This is a genomic window from Tropicimonas isoalkanivorans, from assembly GCF_900112335.1.
GTDB lineage: Bacteria > Pseudomonadota > Alphaproteobacteria > Rhodobacterales > Rhodobacteraceae > Tropicimonas > Tropicimonas isoalkanivorans.
This window is the reverse complement of record NZ_FOLG01000001.1, coordinates 535826-557926: the sequence shown is the minus strand read 5'-3', so window position 1 is coordinate 557926 and position 22101 is coordinate 535826. Positions and strand designations below refer to the sequence as shown.

The 22101-nt window shown below is 64.4% G+C and carries 22 protein-coding genes; 8 read left to right on the top strand and 14 right to left on the bottom strand.

From position 1 onward, the window contains the following. Positions 1-9 precede the first annotated feature (9 nt). From BM075_RS02550 to BM075_RS02530, 5 genes are all read right to left on the bottom strand, one after another. A complete protein-coding gene (locus tag BM075_RS02550) occupies positions 10-1473 on the bottom strand; it encodes a TadE/TadG family type IV pilus assembly protein (RefSeq protein WP_093359087.1) in 1464 nt (487 codons plus the stop codon). After that, a complete protein-coding gene (locus tag BM075_RS02545; protein ID WP_177208223.1) occupies positions 1473-1871 on the bottom strand; it encodes a TadE/TadG family type IV pilus assembly protein in 399 nt (132 codons plus the stop codon). Before BM075_RS02545 ends, BM075_RS02550 begins: the two co-directional genes overlap by 1 nt. A 335-nt stretch (positions 1872-2206) precedes the next feature. Continuing rightward, complete coding sequence (locus BM075_RS02540; RefSeq protein ID WP_093359085.1) at positions 2207-2668, bottom strand: GNAT family N-acetyltransferase; 462 nt, start codon at positions 2666-2668, stop codon at positions 2207-2209. Further along, positions 2665-3168 carry a GrpB family protein gene (locus BM075_RS02535; protein WP_093359084.1) on the bottom strand — a complete coding sequence of 168 codons (504 nt, stop codon included), beginning with the start codon at positions 3166-3168 and terminating at the stop codon, positions 2665-2667. Before BM075_RS02535 ends, BM075_RS02540 begins: the two co-directional genes overlap by 4 nt. Beyond that, positions 3165-4109: a nucleoside hydrolase gene (locus BM075_RS02530; RefSeq protein WP_093359083.1), complete on the bottom strand. Its 945-nt coding sequence runs from the start codon at positions 4107-4109 to the stop codon at positions 3165-3167. Before BM075_RS02530 ends, BM075_RS02535 begins: the two co-directional genes overlap by 4 nt. Before the next feature lie 399 nt (positions 4110-4508). On the opposite strand from BM075_RS02530, the gene BM075_RS02525 reads away from it, so the two are divergent. Continuing rightward, positions 4509-5399 carry a calcium-binding protein gene (locus BM075_RS02525; RefSeq protein ID WP_093359082.1) on the top strand — a complete coding sequence of 297 codons (891 nt, stop codon included), beginning with the start codon at positions 4509-4511 and terminating at the stop codon, positions 5397-5399. A 27-nt stretch (positions 5400-5426) separates the two neighbouring features. On the opposite strand, the gene BM075_RS02520 is transcribed toward BM075_RS02525, so the two are convergent. Then, positions 5427-6632 carry a bifunctional alpha/beta hydrolase/OsmC family protein gene (locus tag BM075_RS02520; RefSeq protein ID WP_093359081.1) on the bottom strand — a complete coding sequence of 402 codons (1206 nt, stop codon included), beginning with the start codon at positions 6630-6632 and terminating at the stop codon, positions 5427-5429. 117 nt (positions 6633-6749) lie between these two features. Here BM075_RS02520 and BM075_RS02515 point away from each other — a divergent pair, with 117 nt between their 5' ends. After that, positions 6750-7646: an endonuclease/exonuclease/phosphatase family protein gene (locus tag BM075_RS02515; RefSeq protein ID WP_093359080.1), complete on the top strand. Its 897-nt coding sequence runs from the start codon at positions 6750-6752 to the stop codon at positions 7644-7646. A gap of 46 nt (positions 7647-7692) precedes the next feature. Here BM075_RS02515 and BM075_RS02510 read toward each other — a convergent pair whose 3' ends face one another. Then, a complete protein-coding gene (locus BM075_RS02510) occupies positions 7693-8574 on the bottom strand; it encodes a hypothetical protein (protein ID WP_093359079.1) in 882 nt (293 codons plus the stop codon). Positions 8575-8824: 250 nt separating this feature from the next. Between BM075_RS02510 and BM075_RS02505 the strand changes: the two genes are divergently transcribed. Continuing rightward, the gene (locus tag BM075_RS02505) at positions 8825-8998 is read left to right on the top strand and encodes a DUF1059 domain-containing protein (RefSeq protein WP_093359078.1); all 174 of its coding nucleotides are present in this window, start codon (positions 8825-8827) and stop codon (positions 8996-8998) included. 69 nt (positions 8999-9067) lie between these two features. Here the strand turns inward: BM075_RS02505 and BM075_RS02500 are convergent, their stop codons facing one another. From BM075_RS02500 to BM075_RS02490, 3 genes are all read right to left on the bottom strand, one after another. Continuing rightward, a complete protein-coding gene (locus BM075_RS02500) occupies positions 9068-10321 on the bottom strand; it encodes a hypothetical protein (RefSeq protein ID WP_093359077.1) in 1254 nt (417 codons plus the stop codon). 153 nt (positions 10322-10474) lie between these two features. Further along, positions 10475-11881 carry a type I glutamate--ammonia ligase gene (gene glnA, locus BM075_RS02495; RefSeq protein WP_093359076.1) on the bottom strand — a complete coding sequence of 469 codons (1407 nt, stop codon included), beginning with the start codon at positions 11879-11881 and terminating at the stop codon, positions 10475-10477. Between the two features lie 57 nt (positions 11882-11938). Beyond that, entirely contained in the window at positions 11939-12277 is a 339-nt protein-coding gene (locus BM075_RS02490; protein ID WP_093359398.1) for a P-II family nitrogen regulator, read from the bottom strand. A gap of 179 nt (positions 12278-12456) precedes the next feature. Between BM075_RS02490 and BM075_RS02485 the strand changes: the two genes are divergently transcribed. Then, a complete protein-coding gene (locus BM075_RS02485; protein ID WP_093359075.1) occupies positions 12457-14076 on the top strand; it encodes an NAD(P)H-hydrate dehydratase in 1620 nt (539 codons plus the stop codon). Positions 14077-14396: 320 nt separating this feature from the next. On the opposite strand, the gene mazG is transcribed toward BM075_RS02485, so the two are convergent. Further along, positions 14397-15209, bottom strand: a complete 813-nt coding sequence (gene mazG / locus BM075_RS02480; protein ID WP_093359074.1) for a nucleoside triphosphate pyrophosphohydrolase — start codon at positions 15207-15209, stop codon at positions 14397-14399. A gap of 125 nt (positions 15210-15334) precedes the next feature. On the opposite strand from mazG, the gene BM075_RS02475 reads away from it, so the two are divergent. The 4 genes from BM075_RS02475 (at position 15335) to BM075_RS02460 (ending at position 18661) form a co-directional block, all read left to right on the top strand. Further along, positions 15335-15814 carry a DUF1499 domain-containing protein gene (locus BM075_RS02475; RefSeq protein WP_093359073.1) on the top strand — a complete coding sequence of 160 codons (480 nt, stop codon included), beginning with the start codon at positions 15335-15337 and terminating at the stop codon, positions 15812-15814. Between the two features lie 51 nt (positions 15815-15865). Then, on the top strand, positions 15866-16921 hold the full coding sequence (gene prfA, locus BM075_RS02470; RefSeq protein WP_093359072.1) for a peptide chain release factor 1: 1056 nt from the start codon (positions 15866-15868) through the stop codon (positions 16919-16921). Continuing rightward, positions 16918-17742 carry a peptide chain release factor N(5)-glutamine methyltransferase gene (gene prmC, locus BM075_RS02465; RefSeq protein ID WP_093359071.1) on the top strand — a complete coding sequence of 275 codons (825 nt, stop codon included), beginning with the start codon at positions 16918-16920 and terminating at the stop codon, positions 17740-17742. The genes prfA and prmC overlap by 4 nt, the downstream gene beginning before the upstream one ends. A 238-nt stretch (positions 17743-17980) precedes the next feature. Next, positions 17981-18661, top strand: a complete 681-nt coding sequence (locus BM075_RS02460) for a DUF4167 domain-containing protein (protein WP_093359070.1) — start codon at positions 17981-17983, stop codon at positions 18659-18661. A 195-nt stretch (positions 18662-18856) separates the two neighbouring features. Here the strand turns inward: BM075_RS02460 and rsmA are convergent, their stop codons facing one another. The 3 genes from rsmA to BM075_RS02445 all read right to left on the bottom strand — a co-directional run bounded on the left by rsmA (position 18857) and on the right by BM075_RS02445 (position 22033). Next, entirely contained in the window at positions 18857-19708 is an 852-nt protein-coding gene (gene rsmA, locus BM075_RS02455; RefSeq protein WP_093359069.1) for a 16S rRNA (adenine(1518)-N(6)/adenine(1519)-N(6))-dimethyltransferase RsmA, read from the bottom strand. A 106-nt stretch (positions 19709-19814) separates the two neighbouring features. Next, the gene (pdxA, locus tag BM075_RS02450) at positions 19815-20771 is read right to left on the bottom strand and encodes a 4-hydroxythreonine-4-phosphate dehydrogenase PdxA (RefSeq protein WP_093359068.1); all 957 of its coding nucleotides are present in this window, start codon (positions 20769-20771) and stop codon (positions 19815-19817) included. Positions 20772-20809: 38 nt separating this feature from the next. Continuing rightward, positions 20810-22033: a peptidylprolyl isomerase gene (locus tag BM075_RS02445; RefSeq protein ID WP_093359067.1), complete on the bottom strand. Its 1224-nt coding sequence runs from the start codon at positions 22031-22033 to the stop codon at positions 20810-20812. Positions 22034-22101 lie beyond the last annotated feature (68 nt).

Below are 22101 nucleotides of genomic sequence, written 5' to 3'. Positions count from 1 at the left end.
GACGGGGTATCAGAGCGTCGAGACGGTCTGGGATTCCGCCGGCGGCATGATCAGGCGGAGGACCTTGGCAGTCGGCGTCAGAAAGGCGTCAGGCGTCTTGCAGGTCCGGAACCGGTGCTGCGAGGAGAATTTCACCTGATGTGTCGAGTAGATCGACAGTCCTTTGGATATCACGTCGGACGAGGTTGCGGAGGCGATGTCGACATCGTCGTCCACGATCATGGTAAGGTTCGACAGGACGAATTCGGCCGGCACGCTGACCTTGGAAAGCGACATGAGGACGGTTCTCTCGTCTTCGTTGCAGGCTTTCGCCGGGTCCGCCACGGTGACGTGCGAGCCCGCGGTCACGGTGGCATTGGTATTGTCACGCGTCGTGATGAGGACCGAACCGACCGCCCGTGCGCCGTCCTCGAAGTTGAGCCCGCAGTTCGTCACCACGGCGGCATGGCTCATCTGCGCGACCGTGCCGCTGAAGTTGAGCCAGGTCTTCACACCGGTGCTGCCGGGCTTGCAGTCGATCTTGTAGATCAGTCCGGAGGGCAGTTCCGCCAGGCTGTGGAACTGGTCCACGGTCATCGGGACGACAGTTGCGAGCGCGACGGGAGACGACAGCACGCCCTTGTCGATCAGATCAGCCTGATTGCCCACGGTTACGCCGCTGAACAGATCGGTGACGACCTGTGGTTTGGTGGTGGAGGCGTTGGCGTAGGCAAAGGAGTCGTAAGTGTCCTGGATATATTTGCCGAGGTCAGGCATCGCCATGTGGCTTTCCACGGCCACGATGCCAGGGTTGGCGGAGTTCTGGCACTTGGATTTGCAGTTATCGAGGTTCGGCATGGAAACGTAGGCGCCCGGCTCGAACGAGTTCTGCTGCGGCAGCCAGACGTCGCTGTTCGAATGGATGCAGAAGCCTGCACCGACATCCGTCTGGCTCGACAGTGTAATCGTCGACTGCGCATAGATCCCGTCCGAGGATTTGCATACGCCGTTGATATCGAAGACCGCGGCGCTTTGCGCCATCGTATCCATGGTCGTAACGCCAGCGAAACTCAGCAGGAAAGTTCTGATCGGGTTGCCGCGTGTTTTCGTGCGCTCCAGACTTACGATGACGGTGTTGGGCTCGGTTCCGCCGTCGTATGTCCTCTTTTCCGGATCATAGTGGGCGAAGGCGACGTCGACCGAACTGTCGATGACCGCGCCGAAGATGTTCGTGGGCAGGTTGGCATACACGGCCTGCTCGACCGCCGTTCTTAGTTCGGTTTCGGTTTTCTTGTTGGCCAGCGCGACGGCGCCGGCGTGGGCCCCGATATCCGCGGCGGCCTCGAGCCGGTTCTTGTTCCACCAACCGAACGTTCCGTCGACCGTGATCCCGAGGATCGCGGCGAGCGTCATGAACATGAAAAGCGCAAAGGCTGTGCCAGCCCCGTCTTCGCCATCACGGAATTGCGCAAGAATCGATTTCAGGCGGATCATCACGAGGGCTCCACGAAAATGGGTTCCATTGCATGTGTGACATGGACCGCGACCTTGTCCCCAACCGCGAACTTCAGGATACCGAAGGGGGCAAGTGCGGCGAGCGGAAGCTGCATGTCGACGCTGACCTCGGCAGTGCCCAGGATCACGTCGACCGTGGGCGTCGTCGATCCGACTGTCCCGTAGGCTTTGGCGAACGTCTCGGCGGTCACCTCATCCATGCCGTACCGCGATACGATCCGCGCCGTTTCGCGCGAAATCTGCCACATCTGACTTTGCCGCATGAATACGAGGGTCGCATCGACCGCGAAAAGGAGGAAAATTGCGAAGAACGGCACCCACAGGACGAACTCGATAGTCACCGATCCGTCCTCGTCCTTTTGGAAAATACGAGGCATTTGCGAACGCTTCCAAGGTGACACTGCATTATTGCACTGCCGAGTTTTGTCCTGACCTGTGGTAAAATTATGACCAGAATCGGGATGGATTGCGGGCAGGGCGCCTTTATTGGCGGGCATCAATGGCTTGCCGTCAGTAAATGCCTCTCCGGAAATCACCTCAATAGGCGCCGGCGCGGGGCAATTGGCACGATGGAGGATGCGTTTTGTGCTGCGCCGGCCCCGTCCGGCTGGGAACCCGATGGCGGCCGATCTGCTCTGCTTGAGCCGTAAATCTTAACGGACCGATGCTTGGAATATGGCGGCACCGCAAACAGGCGGGCCGGTGCGCCCGCCTATTGTCCCTTCCGCCGGAGATCCGCCGTCATAAGGAAGTACCGCTCCCGCGATGCGAAGCCCAGGCGTTCGTAAAGGCTCACGGCGGAACTGTTCTCGTCGACCTCCAAGTGCAGCGCGGCGACGCCGGCCTCCCGCAGCGCCGGAATCAGAGCGGAGAGGGCTTCGCTGCCCATTCCCTTGTCGCGCACTGCCGGGCGGATCCAGATCTCGTCGATAAAACCGTCGATACCGCCCATCTCGATGGACCAGCCGAAGCTGATAGCAACGTAGCCCACCGGCGCGTTGCGCGGCCCCACGATATAGATCACGCCGAGCGGGCTGCCCTCCAGCAAGGGGAGCAGGGCCGCTGCGCGGGTCTCATCGTCCTGAACGATGCCGTGCTCGGCGTGGAACGCCTCCACCATCGGGGTCAGGCGGGGCAGATCTTCCTTGCGGGCCATATGGAGCTTGGTCTTCACCGGGGGGCCTCCTTCAGGGCTTTGGCTTCGACCGTTTCGATCCAAGCCGATTTGCACCGATCATAGGCGTCCGTGTCTTCCAAGTGGAGTGAGGCGCAATGTCGTTTGCGTGCCTCGAAGCCCGCCGCCAGCAGGGGATCGGCTTCCAGGGCGTCGCGAAACGCCAGGTGGCGGCGAATTTCCGGGGCGCCGCGCGCCCAGATGCGTGCGTGCACGGCCGGTTCCCCCTCTCGCCGACAGTAGCGGCTGTGCGCCTGGCCTTTCGCGCCGAGCCAACGATAACCAAGCGCCTCCGCTGCGGAGCGGAGACTGTCCGGATCAACTGTCGACGATACTTCGATCAACAGGTCGATGACGGGCCGGGCTCCCAGATTGGGCACGGCGGTGGAGCCGATATGGTGGACGGCCTTAACAGCCTCGCCCGGGGCGGAAATCCACCGGTCGGCTTCCAGGTCCGCCAACCAAGCCCAATCCGGCGCGTGGGGGGCGATTTCTATCATTTGAGCCGCGCCAGTCGTTCCGTCAGAAGGTCAAAGAACCCGTCGGCGTCCACCTTCCCGATGAAGGTGGCATTTGGCGCCCGGTCAGTGACCCGCCACCAGTCGGCGACAGTCATGCCGCGAGTCAGGTCGCTTGCGGTTTCGATTTCGACGTTGATATGGCGGCCTTCGAACAGGTCGGGCCGCAGCAGATAGGCGATGACGCAGGGGTCGTGCAAAGGCGCGCCAGCGTGGCCGTACTTCTCGAGATCGAACCGTTCGAAGAAATCGAGCCAGCCCGACACCGCACGGGCCACCGGCGTGCCGATGGCCGAGATTGCGTCGAGCCGTGGCCGGGTGACGAGCGCCTGGTGCGTGGCATCGAGCGGCAGGATCGTGATGTCGACGCCCGACTTCATTACAACGTCGGCGGCTTCCGGATCGACGTAGATGTTGAATTCCGCCGCCGGAGTGACGTTGCCGACTTCGAAATAGGCCCCCCCCATGAGCACGATGCCCGCCAGCCGCTCTGTAATGTCAGGGGCGCTCTGCATGGCGAGGGCCACGTTTGTGAGCGGCCCCAAGGGGCAGAGCGTGACCGTTCTGGGCGGCTCACGGCGGATATGCTCGACAATCGCGTCCACCGCCGGTTGGGACGCAACGGGCATTTTGGGCACGGGCAGGTCCACCCCGTCCAGTCCCGTTTTGCCATGGACGTATTCGGCAGTCACCAATGTGCGAACCAACGGCGCCTTGGCCCCCTCGTGGACGGGCACATCGGTCCGCCCCGCAAGCTCGCAAACAACGCGGGCGTTCCGGGAAGTGAGGGGCAGGGGCACATTTCCGGCAACAGCGGTGATCGCCAGCACCTCAAGCTCCTCCGGGCTGGCCAGTGCCAGCAGGATCGCCACGGCGTCGTCCTGGCCGGGGTCGGTGTCGATGATGATCTTGCGCGGCGGCATGGGCGGTCTCCGGACTTGCGGGTGCGCACCTTGGCGGTACATGGGCGGGAAGTCTAGGGACGTCTTGCGCTCTTTGCGGCCGATCGGCCAGGTGCCGAAGCGAGGCATCTCTGCCCCCACGTCCGCTCTGAACGGCGCCTTATTGTACTGGTTCGCTCTGGCGAGACACGGCGGTAGCCGCGAGTGTTGTGAAAATGAAACGCCCAAAGGGGCGCTGGCGTAAATGAACCATCGATCATGCGTGTATTGGGAAACAATACCAGAATTAATTCCAGATTAATTACCCGGATAAATTAATACTTTGGCAATACTTGTCGCAGCAGTACAATTGCGCTAAATATTTAGGACTGGGGTTGGTGGGCCCAGTTGGAACGTAATTGTTTCTTTAGCGAGGATAAAATGGTTAAAATCAATATAGCGAACACAGCCGGCACCGGGCTGATCATGTCCCCCGACGACGCGCTCCAGTTTGCTACCAACGTTCCGGCAGCTTCGGACTATGAAAAGGTCTCGAGCACCGTCCTGTCCACCGATCCGGAAAATCCGAACTATATGGACGTCGTTGCCACCCTATCCACGGGGATCGACGCTCCGTTCCAGGATGTGGAGGCATACTACGACTACGATCCCGAGACGACCGAATACCATCTTACGGGATTGGTCTTCTCCAACGCCGACGGTGTGACAACGCTGACGCTCACCGATCTATACACCCCTGCCACGGAGGCGGAGGTCAATGCGGAGACGATCGACTTTGGCGATTTCTTTGAAGGCCGAGACGTCATCCACGGCGGCAAGTTCGACGATGTCCTGTATGGCCAGCAGCGCGGTGATGTCCTCTACGGTCACCGGGGCAACGACGAAATCCATGGCGGGGCGGGAAGCGATATGCTTGCCGGCGGCTATGGTGCGGATACGCTCTTCGGCGGTACCGGAGACGACCTTCTGAAAGGCCAGGTCGGGCGCGATACCCTGTATGGCGGCGGCAGCAATGACATACTTAGGGGTGGCTGGGGCCAGGATACGCTGTACGGGGGGGCCGGGTACGACTACCTGTACGGAGGGCCCGGGGCGGACACTTTCGTGTTCTTCTCAGGTGACGGCGTGGCCGAGATCTACCGATTCAGGGACGGTCGCGACCATGTCCAGATCGAGTCCGGTGCTGAATCCTTCGACGACGTGGAGATCACCCAGGACCACGCAGATGCCGTGGCGACATTCGACGACGTCACAATCATCTTCCTCGACACGGACGCCAGCGTCCTCGGCGCGGACGACTTCATTTTCTGATTTGGATATACGGACACGGCTGGTGCGCTATTCCAGCCGTGTTTCCACGCTTGCGCCGGCCTCCAGCGTTTTGTGCACTGGGCATCGATCGGCGATTTCCAGCAGGCGGTCGCGCTGTTGGTCATCCAACGTTCCCTGAAGCCGGATTGTCCGGGTAAAGCGGTCAATCCTGTTCGGCCCGGTCAGGTCGCTGTCTTGCGCGTGCACCTTCGCGTGCGTGACGTCGACCGAGACATGTTCCAGCGGCCAGCCCTTTCGCCGAGCGTACATGCGCAACGTCATGGAGGTGCAGGCGGCCAGCGCCGCCGAGAGAAAGCCGTAGGGCGACATGCCGCGATCCGTTCCGCCATAGGCGCGCGGTTCGTCGGCCAACGCATGATGGCGCGGGCCGCTGGTGATGTCCTGCAGGAAGCCTTCCGGATCGGCCTCCGACGAGCGAACGACACCTTCGGGCGCGCCGGGGGGCGGCGCGGGTGCGCGCAGGTCGAGATAACGGCCGGACCATGCGGCAATCACCTCGGCGGCATATTCGGCGTCCCGCGCGCGGCTGATCAGGTGATCGGCATCATCCAGCGTGACGAAGCTCTTGGGGTGCTTGGCGGCGACGAAGATTTGCGTGGCGTTCTCGATGCCCACGGCCTCGTCCCGCGGGGCGTGCATGACGAGGAGGGCCTTGCGCAGGCCAGCGATCTCGGGCGTCAGGTCCTCGCTCATCACGTCCTCGACGAATTCGCGCCCGATGCAGAAGGGCCGGCCGGCAAGCTGCACCGATGCCATGCCGTCCTCCATGATACGCGGCAGGGCTTCGGTGAAGTGGTGTGTCACATGCTTGGGTGAGAAGGGCGCGCCGATGGTCACCACAGCGCGCAGGCTCTCGATTTCGCCGGCGGCCTTCAGCACCGCCGCGCCGCCCAGCGAGTGCCCGATCATGAGGGAGGGCGCCATACGCTGGTTGGTCAGCCACGCGGCCGCTGCCTTGAGATCCCCGGCATTCGACGTGAAGGTCGTGTTGGCGAATTCGCCGCCCGAATGGCCGAGCCCGGTGAAATCGAACCGCAGCACAGCAATCCCCATCCCCGCGAGGCGCTGCGCGATGCGCCGCGCGGCGGCGATATCCTTGGAGCAGGAGAAACAGTGCGCGAAAATGGCGGTGGCCAGGTGCGGGCCCTCAGGCATGTCGAGGCGGGCGGCAAGCGGCGCACCCTGGGCGCCGGTGAAGGTGATCTTTTCCATTGTGGTCCCCCGAGCATGGCCTGGCTCCGATGGTAGCGTGATGCTGGCGCCCGGCGAACGGAAGGGGTATGTCGCCCGCGTCACGCCAAGGTGACGAAAGGTCATCGGAGAAATGGAATGAGGCGGTGGAAGGCCGTGTTTCGATTGGGGCTGGCCGTGGGCTTCGTGGCGCTCGGAGCGAGTTTCCTCGGCGCGCTGCATCCGGCGGGCGATTCCCTCGCGGTTTTCCGGAACTACATCGCGGGCGCGGGGGTGCTGTGGGTATTGATGGGGTGGGCGACCCGTGTGGCATCGCCGGTCTGGCTCCTGCCGCTGGGAGTTGCCGTGCTGCCGGCGTTCGCCGGCTACACGCGCACCGAATATGTCTCCCCCGACCATACCGTAACGATCTACCAGAAGAACATGCTCCGCAAGAATCCCGACCCGTCGGGTCTGGTCGCCGATATTCGCGCCGTCAGGCCCGATATCCTCACCATGCAGGAGGTGCCCGTCGGGCCGACGTGGTTTCCGGACGCGTTGCAAGACATCCTGCCCTATTCCCACTCCTGCGGTCGCGGCTCGGCGGGGGCTGTTGTCGTCGCGTCGCGGTGGCCGGTGATCGACGGGGAGCGGATCTGCGTCAGCGGACTGGCCGCCCTGCGGGTGGATGGACCGGACGGGCCGCTTTGGGTGGCGTCCCTTCATCTGCGGTGGCCCTGGCCGGAACAGCAGGCGCGGCACCTCGACCACCTTTTGCCGGTGATGGAGCGCATGGGCGCGCCCACGGTCCTGGGGGGGGACTTCAACATGGTTCCATGGTCCTCGACGATGCGCCGCGTCACGGAGGCGCTTGGCGCGGAACGCGCTGGCCGAGTGCGGCCGAGCTTCGCGCTCTATCGGCCGGGGATGCTGCCGATCATGCGTTTCGTATCACTGCCGATCGATCACGTGCTGGTCCCGGAGGGCAAGCGCGGTGCGAGCGAACTGCGACCGCTGCTCGGCTCGGACCATCTGGGCATGGTTGTGCGTTACTGAGGCGTAGTCGGGGATGTACCGCTCATTGGAGCGGTAGAGGCCCGTTTCAGGCGACCACCTCGAAATAATCCGCCGTGTGTCGGTTCACGGGCAGGCCCTTGCGCTCTGCCAGCACCAAGCCAACGCCGCCGTCCGCCGTGCGCCGCACGGTGAATCTCTCACCTTCCTCCAGTCCGAAGGAGGACCCATCCGACAGGATGCCGTTGTTGGCCCGGACATGCGCCACGAAGGCCAGCACCCGTTTCATCATCCAGTCGAATCGCATCCGGGCAGGGGCGACGCGCAGAGAGCAGCCGATGAGCGATGAGGCCCCGAGCAACTCGAACTCCGGAAGTGTCTGCCGGTCGTCGGTGAGTTCCCGGACCGGGCGGGGGTGGAGGAACAGCGGCAGCGGGAACAGCATCCCTTCCATGGCGCGGAATCGCGGGGTGGGGAAAATCCGTTGCGACGCGCCCCAATAGATTGCCACCGGGCGTGCGGTTCGGGTCATGTAGGCCGCGGCGACGTGGCCCGCCATCAGCATCAGGTCCATCGTCTCGCGCGTATGCGGAGCCGGGGCCGCAGGGTCCGCAGTCTGCTCGCCGCTCAGAGACGCCTTGCTGCGACGGATCGGCGTCCGGCGGAGATCGAGCGTGATCGCCGCTCGGTGCAGCGCGACGAGGTCGGACCAGTCTTCGTTCAGATAGTCCTGCAGGCCGGAGGACAGCGCGGGTTCCAGCCGGGAGGGGATGAGCGGCAGATCGCGTTCGCGCAGCTCGATGGACAAGCCGTCAGCCGCCAACGTCACCCCGTGGCGGGCTGCGAACGTGTCGAAACGCATCCCTGACGCACTCATGATTCCGTTGAGATGCGCGCGGAGTTTCCGAACATCGACGGACGCAGGTCGGGGCAGAAGCAGCGCGACGGAAATATGGTCGGGCAGGGACATTTCGTGCCTCAATTGAAGGTCGGTTGCTTGCACCTTGCGGGACCTTTGCGGTCGGAACGTGGCGAGGACTGGGTAATCGCGGGGACGGGTTGGTCCAGCGGAACGGGCGCGCGGCGGCCCAAAAGGTCGGTTTGCCGGCATACGGGGCGAGGTCCGGCGCCGGATTCCGCGGTTCGGCGTTGACGTTAGGTTACCCACTGGGGGCCATGTGTGGTATGCTGGCCGCCCAACGCGAACGGGAGAAAACGCCATGACCAGAGTGCTGAAATGCGGTGATCTGATGCCAGGGTGCGATTTCGAAACGCGGGCGGACTCCGACGAGGCGATCCTCCAAGCCGCAGCCGCCCATGCAAAGGAGGTGCACCATATCGAAGTGACGGCGGAATTGGCCGAGCGTGTAAAAGAGGCGATCCGGCTGGAGTAGATGCCGGGTGCGGTGTGGGGACAGAAAGGGCGCGGCGGCGCCCTTTTCTTTGCCCGCCTGAAGGCGGGGTCAGAAGATGAAATCGCCGGTATCGACGGATGCGACATCCTCCAACAGAATCTCGCCTTTCGCGAACGTGACAAGGGTGTCCTCGCCACCATTCACGGAGGCGATGGTCAGCGCCTTGAAGTTCTTCGCCGCCGCGATCTCGATCCGATCGCCCTCGCGCGTGTCGAAATCATCGATTGTGTTGCTGCCGAAGGCTCTGCCTTTGAACAGGAACCTGTCGGCCCCGCTGTCGCCACGTATCCAGTCGTCTCCGCCGGTGATCCGGAAAAGGTCATTGCCGTCACGACCGCGATAGGAATGGTCCCTCTTGCCGTCCGTGAACACGTCGCGGACATCCGTTCCCTGCACCTCCTCGATGCCCCGGAGGGTATCGACCGTGCCGAAGCCGTCCCGGACCTTGCCTGTCTCCAGGTTCGCCCGTATTCCCGCCGTGCCGCCCTGGTTGGCTTCATTGCGATAGCTGGCCCGATCCCAGCCGCCGCGTCCGACCAGAAGGTCGTCGCCGGCCATGCCCTGAAACTCGTTATCCTTGGCGTCGCCCCTGATGACATCTCGCAGGAAGGTGCCGCGAATCTGCTCAATCGCCGTCACCTTGTCTGTCCTGCCGTCGGGCCCTTGGATCGTGCCGCCCGCAAGGTCGGCCCGGATGCCGGACTTGATGCCCGCGGGTTCCCAAAACCACTGGTCATAGGAAAGCTGATCCCGGCCCGCGCCGCCGTGGTAGACGTCCCGGCCGCCATGATCGACGATGTAGTCATTGCCGCCCCTGGCCCAGACCTTGTCGTTCCCGGCTCCGGTTCGGATCTCGTCCTTCAGGATGTAATCGTTCCACCCGCTCCTTGGCCCGTTATTGGCCCCGATGTGGGTCGAATTGAATCCGTCGAGGTACTGGAAGAGGCTGTCGTAATCTCCGTCCTCGTTGTACCAGCCCTGCAAGGCGACGAGCGGAACGTCCACGCCCGTCGCCCGAACCTGCAACTCCCCCGCCTTGCCGTACATTCGGATTTCGCTGACGGTGCCGTCCGTGAACTGGCGCTCGCCTTTCTCAGGACCTTCCGCGGGCACGAAGGTTTTGGCGTCCGCCGTCTCCAGCACGATCCGGTAGGCGTTTCGGTGCGCCTCGAACGACTTCCCGAGACCTTCGTCGTAGGTGAGGACAATCCGATCCTTACGGACCGTCACGTCGTAGTGATCCGTGTCCCAACGAAATGCGAAAATGCCGAGGTTCGCGTTGTAGTACTTCCACCTGATCAAATCTCATCCCCCCATACAGAACTCGTTCTTCGGACCTCCGGGCAATGTACACGGGCGGGACGGGATTACAAAATTCAGGCCGAATTGGTTCCTTTCTCGAAATGGTAAGGGGCGCCAGATTGGCGCCCCTTGGTGTCAGTCCGAAAGATGGAATCAGCAGCTGTAGTACAGCTTGAACTCCATCGGGTGCGGCGTGTGCTCGTAGGCGTAGATCTCTTCCCACTTGAGATCCATGTAGCCTTCGATCTGGCTCTTGGTGAAGACGTCGCCGGCCAGCAGGAACTCGTGGTCAGCTTCCAGGCATTCCATGGCCTCGCGGAGCGACGCGCAGACGGTCGGGATGCCTTGCAACTCCTCGGCGGGCAGGTCGTAGAGGTCCTTGTCCATGGCTTCGCCCGGGTCGATTTTGTTGCGGATGCCGTCGAGGCCGGCCATCAGCAGGGCGGAGAAGCAGAGGTACGGGTTCGACGACGGGTCCGGGAAACGGGCCTCGACGCGCTTGGCCTTCGGGCTTTCGGCCCACGGGATCCGGATGCAGCCAGAGCGGTTGCGGGCCGAGTAGGCGCGCAGCACCGGCGCTTCGAAGCCCGGAATCAGGCGCTTGTAGGAGTTGGTCGACGGGTTGGTGAAGGCGTTCAGCGTCTTGGCGTGCTTCAGCAGGCCGCCGATGTACCACAGCGCCTCATCGGACAGGTCTGCATACTTGTCGCCCGCGAAGAGCGGCTTGCCGTCCTTCCAGATCGACATGTTGACGTGCATGCCGGTGCCGTTATCGCCGGCGATCGGCTTCGGCATGAAGGTGGCCGACTTGCCGTAGGCGTGGGCGACGTTGTGGATGACGTACTTGTACTTCTGAAGCTCGTCGGCCTGCTTTGTCAGCGAGTCGAAGATCAGGCCAAGTTCGTGCTGACAGGAGGCCACCTCGTGGTGGTGCTTGTCGACCTTCATCCCCATGCGCTTCATGGTGGAGAGCATTTCAGAGCGCAGGTCCTGGGCGTCGTCGGTGGGGTTCACCGGGAAATAGCCGCCCTTGATCCCCGGGCGATGGCCCATGTTGCCCATCTCGTATTCGGTGTCGGAGTTCCAGGCGGCGTCCAGCGCGTCCACCTCGTAGCCGACCTTGTTCATGCCGACCTGGAAGCGCACGTCGTCGAACAGGAAGAACTCGGCCTCGGGGCCCATGTAGGCTGTGTCGCCGATGCCGGAGGACTTCAGGTAGGCCTCGGCCTTCTCGGCGGTGCCGCGCGGGTCGCGGTCATAGGGCTCGCCGGTGTCGGGCTCGACCACGGAACAGTGCACGGCCAGCGTCTTCTCGGCGTAGAACGGATCCATGTAGGCGGAATCGGTGTCCGGCATCAGCTTCATGTCGGACTGATCGATCGACTTCCAGCCGGCAATCGAGGAGCCGTCGAACATGAAGCCTTCTTCCAGGAAGTCCTCGTCGACCTGGTCGGACATGATCGTCACGTGCTGCAGCTTGCCGCGCGGGTCGGTGAAGCGAACATCGACGTAGGCGACTTCCTCGTCCTTGATCGTCTTTAGAACGGCGTCTTTACTCATGTGAGCTTGGTCCCTCTGTTCAGAATGGGCTTGAATATTGCGGATGACGGAATCGGCTCAGAGCGCGTCGTCGCCTTCTTCGCCAGTGCGGATGCGGATCGCCTGATCGACCGAAGAGATGAAGATCTTGCCATCGCCGATCTTGTCGGTCTTGGCGGCTGTCTTGATTGCATCGATGGCGCTGTCGAGCTGATCGTTCGGCAGTACGACCTCGATCTTTACCTTCGGCAGGAAATCCACGACATACTCGGCACCGCGATACAGCTCCGTATGCCCCTTTTGCCGCCCGAAACCCTTGACCTCGATCACACTCAAGCCTTGCACGCCGACATCTTGAAGGGCCTCCTTCACGTCGTCGAGCTTGAAAGGTTTGATGATGGCTTCGATTTTTTTCATGGTGGCGGCCGACTCCCTGTGATCCGTCCCGGTAAATGCAGAGACCATCATCGCGGTGGAGGGACAATTCAAGAGCCACGTCACCTGTGCGGCGAATGGCCGTTTGCCGGGTGCTTGGACAGGAACGATGCAAGTTGCTCATAGTTTGAGCAAAGTGAGAACAGATTGGGCCGGATTTCATGACTGAACTACTAACATCTGCACAAATGCGCGCCATTGAGCAGGCTGCCTTCGACGGCGGATCGGCCACCGGAATCGAGCTGATGGAACGGGCCGGGCAGGGAGTCGTGGAGGCGATCCTGTCCGCCTATCCGGACGTGGAGCAGGGCCACCGCCACGCACTGATTCTCTGCGGGCCGGGCAATAACGGCGGCGACGGCTTCGTCATCGCGCGCCTGCTGCAGGAACGCGGCTGGGGCGTGGAGTGCTTCCTGTACGGCGAGGCGATCCGGCTGCCGCCCGATGCGCGGGCGAACCATGACCGCTGGGCGGCGGTGGGTCCGGTCGTGGCCTTCAACGACTGGCGGTTCGGGTTGCGCTATGGGGTTCGGATGACCGGCGACGTGGCGCCCACGGTGCTGATCGACGCGCTCTTCGGCACCGGGCTCACACGGCCGCTCGACGAGCCGCTGGACCGCGCGCTCCGCGAACTCGACGCGGCCTTCCCGAAGGGGACCGCGCTTCGGGTGGCGGTGGATGCGCCGAGCGGGCTGTGCATGGATTCCGGGCGGCCGCTGGCGCCGGGGCCACAGGAGGAGCTGCCGCTGCGCTACGATCTGACCGTGTCGTTCCACCGGCGCAAGCTGGGGCACCTGCTGGCCGAAGGGCCGGACGCCTGCGGGTCAGTCAAGGTGGCCGATATCGGTCTCGATCAGGCGGCATTGCGCGCATCGAGGCCGGAACTCCGGGAAACGTTGGCGGCGGCCGTCACCGAAGCCGCTCCGCGGGCCTACGAGCTGCGCAAGGGCGGGGAGGACAATCCCGGTGGCCACAAATACGACTATGGTCATGCCCTCGTGCTTTCCGGGGGGCCGGGGCGGACCGGCGCTGCGCGCCTGGCTGCCCGTGGGGCAATTCGGGTCGGGGCGGGACTGGTCACGGTCGCGGCCCCGGGGTCGGCGATGGCCGAATGCGCCGCGCACCTGACAGCGATCATGCTGACGCGCTGCAACGGCGCGTCCGACCTGGGCGCCGTGCTGGAGGACGAGCGGCTGAACGCGCTCTGCCTGGGGCCGGGGCTGGGCGTCGGCTCGGCGACCCGCGACATGGTGATCACGGCGCTCGGCAGCCGTCGCCGCTGCGTGCTTGACGCGGACGCGCTGACGTCCTTCGCGGGGTCCGCGCCGACCCTCTTCGCCCACCTGCATTCGCGCGTCGTGCTGACGCCGCATGCCGGAGAGTTCGCACGCCTGTTCCCGGATATCTGGCGGAAACTGGCGGAGACTCCAACGGGCGGACCGGCGTTCTCCAAGGTCGATGCGACTCAGGAGGCCGCAGCGCGGGCGGGGTGCATCGTGCTCTTCAAGGGACGGGACACGGTGATTGCCGAGCCCGGAGGGCGCACGGTGGTCTGTGCCGCCGCCTACGACCGGGCAACCCCATGGTTGGCCACGGCGGGGGCGGGCGATGTGCTGTCCGGCATGATAACCGGGCTGCTGGCCCGGGACATCTGGCCCGTGACCGCGGCGGAAATCGCCACCTGGCTGCATGTGGAGGCCGCGCGGACCTTTGGCCCGGGACTGATCGCGACCGACATTCCGGACCTGCTTCCCGGGGTTTTTCGCGCCATCGGCGTCTGAGGTCTCGCCGCTAGGGCCACGCTTTCACAGTGCGCGCCTTGCGGCGCATTCCCCTTTGCGCTTCGCGCGGGGCGGGCGGTCCCGTGCCGCTTTCTGGGGGGGGCTGCGCTGGTGCGGAGCCGGCGGGGGCTTAGGCGCTCACCAAAGCGGATGCCGCTCCGAAGCCCTCCTCTCCTGACCCTTGCCTGCCGACGCGTCATCCGCCGCGCAAGGGAAATGGCGGCTTCCACGGCTCCGCCGCGGAGCCTCCGCAATTTTCCTTGCCCGTTGGCTGTCGCCCCGGCCGTGCGGGGCTCAGGCGAGGACGGCTCCGAAGCGGATCAGCTTTTCTCAGAGCGTTTGACCGCGTTCCAGAGGGCGTCCATGTCGTCGAGGGTAGACTCGCCGGGCGTTGTGCCTCGGGCATGAAGTGCGTCTTCGACCGCGTTGAAACGGCGGACAAATTTGTCGTTCGTGCGTCGCAGGGCCTGTTCGGGGTCGATGCCGAGGTGGCGGGCGAGATTGGCGAGGGCGAAGAGCATGTCGCCCATCTCGTCCTCTACGGCGTCCCTGTCGCGGGCGGCGGTGGCGGTCGCGAGTTCTTCGGCTTCTTCGCGGATCTTCTCCAGCACCTGTCCGGTGTCGGCCCAGTCGAAGCCGACGCGCGCGGCGCGCTTCTGGAGCTTGTAAGCCCGCAGTAGCGCGGGCAGGCCAAGAGCGACGCCGTCTAGGACGCGCGCCTCGCCTTTGGACTGACGCTCGGCTGCCTTGACCTTTTCCCAGTCGCGGGTCTGCTGCTCGGCGCTCTTGTCGCGGCTCTCATCCCCGAAGACATGCGGGTGGCGGTCGACCATCTTGGCAGAGATTGTGTCGGCGATTTCGTCGAAGGTGAAACGGCCTTCTTCCGCGCCCATCTGTGCGAAGTAGACCACCTGCAGCAGCAGGTCGCCCAGCTCGCCCCTCAGTTCGCCCCAGGCCTGCCGCGTGATGGCGTCGGCCACTTCGTAGGCTTCCTCGATGGTGTAGGGGGCGATCGTTTCCCACGTTTGCTCGATGTCCCAGGGGCAGCCGTGCTCGGGATCGCGCAGGCGCGCCATGATCTCCAGAAGTCTGGCCATGCCGCCATGCGGGTCATGGATCAGGGAGTCGGGCATTCGGTCAGCCTCCTTGCGGCGGTTGTCGTGCTGCGGCTTACGGCGGATGGGATGTGAATGTCCATATGAGGGGGCGGGCTGGCGGTCTGCGCTGCGGCGCCTAAGTTCCCTGGCAGGAGGCTGTTATGAGATACTTCTTAATTCTTGCTATACTGGCGGTGGCGGCGTTCGCGCTGCTATACTTCCGGCTGGCACCGAGCGATCCCGCGCGTTGGCATGTCGATCCACGCACCGGGCGTCCGGGTGACGGGCGGTTCACGGTTCTGCCGGAGGGTGGCGACATAGAGGGGCCCGTCTTCGGCGCGGATCCGCAGGCCGTTTTGGGCCAGTTTGACTCGATTGCCGTCGGAAGCACGCGCACCAGCAGGTTGGCGGGAAGTGTTGCAGACGGTCGCGTGACTTACGTCAGCCGCAGCCTCCTCTTCGGCTTTCCCGACTACACCACCGTCGAGGCGGTGCCAGAGGGGCAGGGAACGCGGCTTCTTATTTTCGCGCGGGCTCGGTACGGGAAGGGCGACATGGGCGTCAACCGACGGCGCGTTTCGGGGTGGCTCGAGGCGCTCGCGGAGACAGTGCCCGTGATCGGTGAGGGCGCCGAGACCTAGGCGCTTGCCGTCCTCTTGACCCGCGGCTCGCAATAGGTCACGCACCCCGGCATGGTTCCCGAGGAAAGACTGCACGAGATCACCGCGCGCTTCGAGTTTCTCGAAGCGAAGATGGCTGGCGGAGCGGAGGCTGGCGAAATCGCGCGCTTGGCGAAAGAGTACGCGGACCTGAAGCCCGTGGTGGCCGAAATTGCCGCCTGGCGAGCATGTCGCGCCGACATCGCGGAGGCGGAGGCCATGCTCAAGGACCCTGAGATGCGGGGTCTGGCGGAGGAGGAACTGCCGGTATTGCGGGCCCGGTTGCCAGAGCATGAGACCGCCCTCCAACTCGCCCTCCTGCCCAAGGACGCGGCCGATGCCCGGCCTGCGATGATCGAGATCCGCCCCGGGACCGGCGGCGAGGAGGCGGCCCTCTTCGCGGGCGACTTGCTCAAGATGTACCAGCGATTTGCCGAGGCGCAGGGCTGGCGGTTCGAGATTGTCGAGGCACAGGAAACGGAACTGGGTGGCATCAAGGAGGCCGTGGCGCATGTGACGGGCGACGGCGTTTTTGCGAAGCTGAAATACGAATCTGGCGTTCATAGGGTTCAGCGCGTTCCGGAAACGGAGAGCGGCGGACGCATCCACACATCGGCGGCCACCGTGGCGGTGCTGCCGGAGGCGGAAGACGTGGACATCGCCATTCCCGCCAGTGATCTGCGTATCGACACGATGCGCGCCAGCGGCGCCGGGGGCCAGCACGTCAACACCACCGATTCGGCGGTCCGGATCACGCACCTGCCGACCGGGATCGTGGTGACGAGTTCCGAGAAGTCCCAGCATCGGAACAGGGAAATCGCCATGCAGGTGCTCCGTGCCCGCCTCTACGATTTGAAACGGCGGGAGGTGGACGAAGAGCGCGCGGCGGACAGGAGAGCGCAGGTGGGCTCCGGCGACCGGTCGGAACGGGTCCGGACCTACAACTTCCCGCAGGGCCGGATGACGGACCACCGGATCAACCTGACGCTCTACAAGCTCGATCAGGTGATGCAGGGCGATCTGGGCGACGTGATCGACGCATTGATCGCCGACGACCAGGCGCGGAAACTGGCCGAGCTCGGCGCGTGACCCGCACGTTTGCCGATGCGATCGCGAGCGCCGTGGCTCGTCTGAGAGCGGTAGGCGTGACCACGCCGGAACGGGACGCGCGCCACCTCGTCGCCTTTGCGGCCCAGGTGCCGCTCGACCGGCTGACCCTGCATTTGCGCGAGCCGTTTACGGCGGAGGCGCCGCTTGAAGCGGCATTGACTGCGCGGGAAGCGCGCCGCCCGGTGTCGCAGATCGTCGGACGGCGGCTTTTCTACGGGCGTTCTTTCAATGTGACCGAGGACGTGCTGGACCCGCGACCCGAAACCGAGACGCTGGTGGCGGACGCGCTGGAACGGCCCTTCAAGCGAGTGCTCGACCTTGGAACAGGAACGGGCTGCATCCTTCTGACATTGCTTGCGGAAAATAGATCCGCGGACGGACTGGGCGTGGATATTTCGCAATCCGCTTTGCGGGTGGCAGAGGACAACGCCGCCAATCTCGGCGTGTCTGCCGCGTTCCGGGTCTCGGACTGGTATTCATCGGTCCCGGAGCGCTTTGACCTTATCGTCTCAAACCCGCCCTACATCGCGGCGCACGAAATGGAGGATCTTGCCCCTGAAACCCGGCTCTGGGAGCCGCACTTGGCCCTGACCGATGGGGCGGACGGATTGTCGGCCTATCGCGCCATCGCCGCCGGTGCGAGCGACCATCTGGAGCCGGGCGGAAGGCTGCTGGTGGAAACCGGTGCAGGCGATCATGCGGTCCGCGTGGCGGAGATTTTCACGTCATGTGGACTTGAAGATGTCCGGTTCGGTCACGATCTCGATGGGAGGGCGCGAATTGTGCTTGCCCACGTGTAAGGGAAGTAATCGTGCCGATAAGGGCACTATTTTCGCCCCGATTGCGCATTATCTGGCCCAAATGACGGTTTTTGACTTGTCAGCGTCGGTGGCGCATGCTTAGCAGGCAGAGCGTGGATCGGAGGCCATAAGGCCCCTGCGCTAGAAAGCCATAACAACTCGGACCGTCGCGCGGGAATTGCTCCCGCCGCTCGCAACACTGGGTCCGACCACCGCAACAAGGCGGAACGAGATACTAATGAGATCATCCAAGTCACGTTCGCGTTCGAAGTCGAACCGCTCGCGCTCGATCGGAAACATCGTCAACCGGGTCTTCGATTCCTCAGGTCCGGAGGGCAAGGTGCGTGGCACCCCGCAGCAGATCATCGACAAGTACACGCAGTTGGCCCGCGATGCGACGCTCGGCAACGACCGGGTGGCGGCAGAGAACTTCCAGCAGCACGCGGAACACTACACCCGGATGCTGGGCGAAGCGCAGCGGGAGCAGGACGCGCGTCGCGAACAGCAAGATCAGGCGAACCGCGACCGTCAGCGCGAACGCCACGACAACGGCAATTCGAACGGCGGCAACGGCGACCGGCGAGAGGCGAATTCGTCCGATGCGCTTGAGGCCGTAGACCAGACCAGGGACAACGAGCCCGATGTGATCGAAGACGACCTGCAAGGATCGCCTCAGCCCGACGTGGATCTGGGCTCGGCGTCCCAGGATCGTGGAGAGGCATCCGCCAACGGTGAGGATCAGGATAGCGGTCTCGTCGAAACCCCGGAAAGCAAACCCAAGCCGAAGCCGCGAACCCGCACGAGCCGCCCCCGCAAGCCCAAGGCGGAGAAAAAACCCGATGGCGAAGATGCCGCGTCGGGCGGCGATCAGGCCCAGCAGCCAGAGGGCAAGGCGGATTCCGCGGAAGTCGCTGACTGATACCGGCTAGCCGACCACCCCAGTGGGCTCCCGCCGGGAGAAGGCGCATCGAAGATGCACCCACTCCCGTTGGGCCACGCCGCGCGCTATCGCGCGCGGTGCCTCCGGCGGGGATACGTCCAGACACGTGAATGTCATTCGCGGCAGTGCGTCTGCGTCGGAAGGTGCTCCTGCCGGCGCGAACCTGTCAGGGTTTCAGGCGCCAGATCGGGCGGCAACGGCGTGTGCCAGCGCCGCGTAGCCTTCGATCGTCACCTGCTCCGCCCGCTCGGTCGGTGTAATGCCGGCGCCCTCGAGCAAGGATACAACATTCCCCCCAAGGCCCTTCAGCGCCGAACGGAGCATCTTGCGTCGTTGATTGAAGGCCGTGGCGACGACGTGGCTCATGACGTCCGGGTCCGCTGGTGCCAGCGGCTCAGGGCGTGGGCGCAGGTGAACGACGGCCGAACTCACCTTGGGCGGCGGCGTAAAGGCCCCCGGAGGAAGCCTGAGCGCGATTCTCGCCTCGCTCCGCCACTGGGCCAGGACCGCAAGCCGGCCGTACGCTTTCGTTCCCGGCTGGGCCACGATCCGTTCCGCGACCTCTTGCTGAAACATCAACGTGAGCGAGGTCCAATACGGCGGCCAATCAGACGGCGACAACCAGCGAATGAGCAACTCGGTGCCAACGTTGTAGGGCAAGTTGGCGACCACGTGGATCGGCGGATCGAGATGATCGCGCGGATCGATCTCCAAAGCATCCCCCTCGATCACCTGCAACCGACCGGGGTAGGCTGCCGCGATTTCCTCCAATGCCGGCAAACAGCGTGCGTCCTTCTCGATGGCCAGCACATGTCGGGCGCCCTCGGCGAGGAGCCCGCGAGTCAGCCCACCTGGACCTGGTCCCACCTCGAGAACTGACGCGTCCGACAGATCGCCCGGGATCCGCGCAATACGCGCCGTCAGGTTCAGGTCGAGCAGGAAGTTCTGGCCGAGCGACTTCTTCGCCGCCAAGCCGTGCTGCCGGATCACCTCCCGCAGTGGCGGTAACCCGTCGATCGCGCTCACCCTAGACCCTTCTTGTGTCGAAAAATATCCTCGGGGGCGCGCGGCGCGGCCGCGCGGGGGGCAGACAGCCCCCCTCCGTCAATGGCTGACCGTGCCACGATCCAGTTCACCCTTCGGCCCTCGCGCGCGCCATATCTGCGGCCAGTCGCAGGGCCTCCACGGTCGAACGGATGTCCGCCACGCCGTGGCCCGCAATGTCGAAGGCGGTGCCGTGATCCGGGGATGTGCGGATGAAGGGCAGGCCGAGCGTCACGTTGACCCCGCGGGCGAAATCCAGCGTCTTGATCGGGATCAAAGCCTGGTCATGGTACATGCAGATCGCCGCATCGTACTGCGCCCGGGCCTCTGCGTGGAACATCGTGTCCGGGGGCAGGGGGCCGGTGAGGGTGAGCCCCTCGCCACGCAAGCTGTCCAGAAGCGGCGCGATCCAGGCGATTTCCTCCCCGCCCATCACCCCGCCCTCTCCGGCATGAGGGTTGAGGCCCGCCACCGCGAGGCGGGGGGTCGGGATGCCGAAATCCCGGCGCAGGGCCGCATCCGTGATGCGGATCGTTCCGGCCAGAAGCTCTGGCGTCAGTCGCGCAGGCACATCCTTCAACGCGATGTGGATTGTCGTGGGCACCACCCGAAGCTCCGCGCAGGCGAGTATCATGACGACTTGCTCCGCACCACCGAGGGCCGCCAGGTATTCGGTGTGGCCGGGGTAGGCGAATCCCGCGCCGTCCTGCAGCACCTTCTTGTTGATCGGCGCGGTCACCACGGCGCCGGCCGCGCCGCTTTGGACGAGGTCCACGGCCCGGGCGATCACGGCGATGACCTCGGCGGCGTTTTGCGGCACTGGGTGGCCCGGGTCTACATCGGCAGGAAAGGCATGCGGCAGGACCGGCAGAGCTCTGTCGGCGCATGCGAGCGCATCGCGGGGCGCCGAGATTTCGGCTATCGGCGTGCCGGAGGGCAGGTGGCGCGGGTCTCCGATCCAGGCGAAGGGGAGGGTATCGCGGTGCACGTCCCACAGACGCGCGGCGATCTCCGGGCCAACCCCGGCCGGTTCGCCGCATGTCATGACCGGGGGCAAACCGGCGGGAGCCTTGGTGGGCGTCGTCACGGGTAAAGGATGATGGCGTCGGCCCTTAGCTCAGCCAGGTAGCCTTCGCCGTAGGCCCCAAGCCTCTGATTGCGGAGCCGTGCCCGTATTGCCGCGCGATCGGGCTCTGCCTCGTAAACCGGTGTGCGGGCGCAGAGCATCAGCAAGGCAAGGTTGCTGCCGCGGGTCAGCGCGGTCGAGATCTCTCCGGGGTCGAGCTTCGCCAGTTCCAGGGCGACGTCACGCGGCACTTCGCTGGAGGGCAGGGAATTGACCGTCAGCCGCTCAGGCGCCTGACCCTTGTTAACGCCGTAGAGATCCTTGCAGGTATCGACGCGGCCAATCACACTTGCGGCTTCGGTCAGTGCGGCCTCGCTGCGGCCACCGGGAATCAGGTAGGTGGCATATTCGAGCGTGACGTTCTGCGGCTCCTCCAGACCGGTCTCGCGCAATTCGATAAGCTGGAAAATCGCTACCGCATTGGGAACGGAGATCGGGTCCGTCACCCTCCCGGGTGCAAGCGTCAGGATCTGGGCACGGATCGGCGGCGGCAATTCGGAGAGCGGCAGCGCGCGGGGGAGGCGGCCGCCATTGCCGCGTGTGCTCGACAGGGAATATTCCCGCGCCGCTGCGGCAAAGGCGCCGACGGTGGTCACGCTCTCCGCCAGTTGATTTGCGAGCGCTTCGGAACGCGCCGCTTCGTCGGGGTCCCGCGCAGGCAGGATGATCTCCGCCAGCTGCGCTTCTGCGCCGCCCGTCCGCGACGTCACGGACAGCGCGCGGTCGACCTCAGCGTCGGTAATCTCCACCCGTGGGCCGAAGCGTGCTGCGACAACTTCCCGCCAGGCCATGCCGGCATTGATGAAATCGCGGAAGGTCTCCTCCGATACACCTTGGGCGGCCAGGGCCTGAATGAAGGTTGGAACATCCATATTGGTGCGCTGCGCGAACTCCGCCATGCCTGCCTGCGTCATCTCGGGGGTCAGCGAGATGCCCGTGCGAGAGGCGGCTTCCATGCGGAGGCGGTCGTCGATCAGATCCTCCATCGCGCGCTTTTCCACGTCGCCGGTGGTTCGGAATAGCTCGAGGATCTTGATCCGCTGCTCAAGCTCGTATCGGGTGATCGGCCGCTCGTTCACGATGACGACGGGAGAGAACGCTCCTGTCTGCGCTGGCGCCGCAACCGGCGACAGACACAGCGCCACAAGTCCGGCCAACATTGCCCGATATACGCGGATCATTCCAAATGCTCCCGTTCCTGCCCCGGCCCGGGTCGGTCGAATTGCCCGGGTGCCTTTGGTGCGTTCTA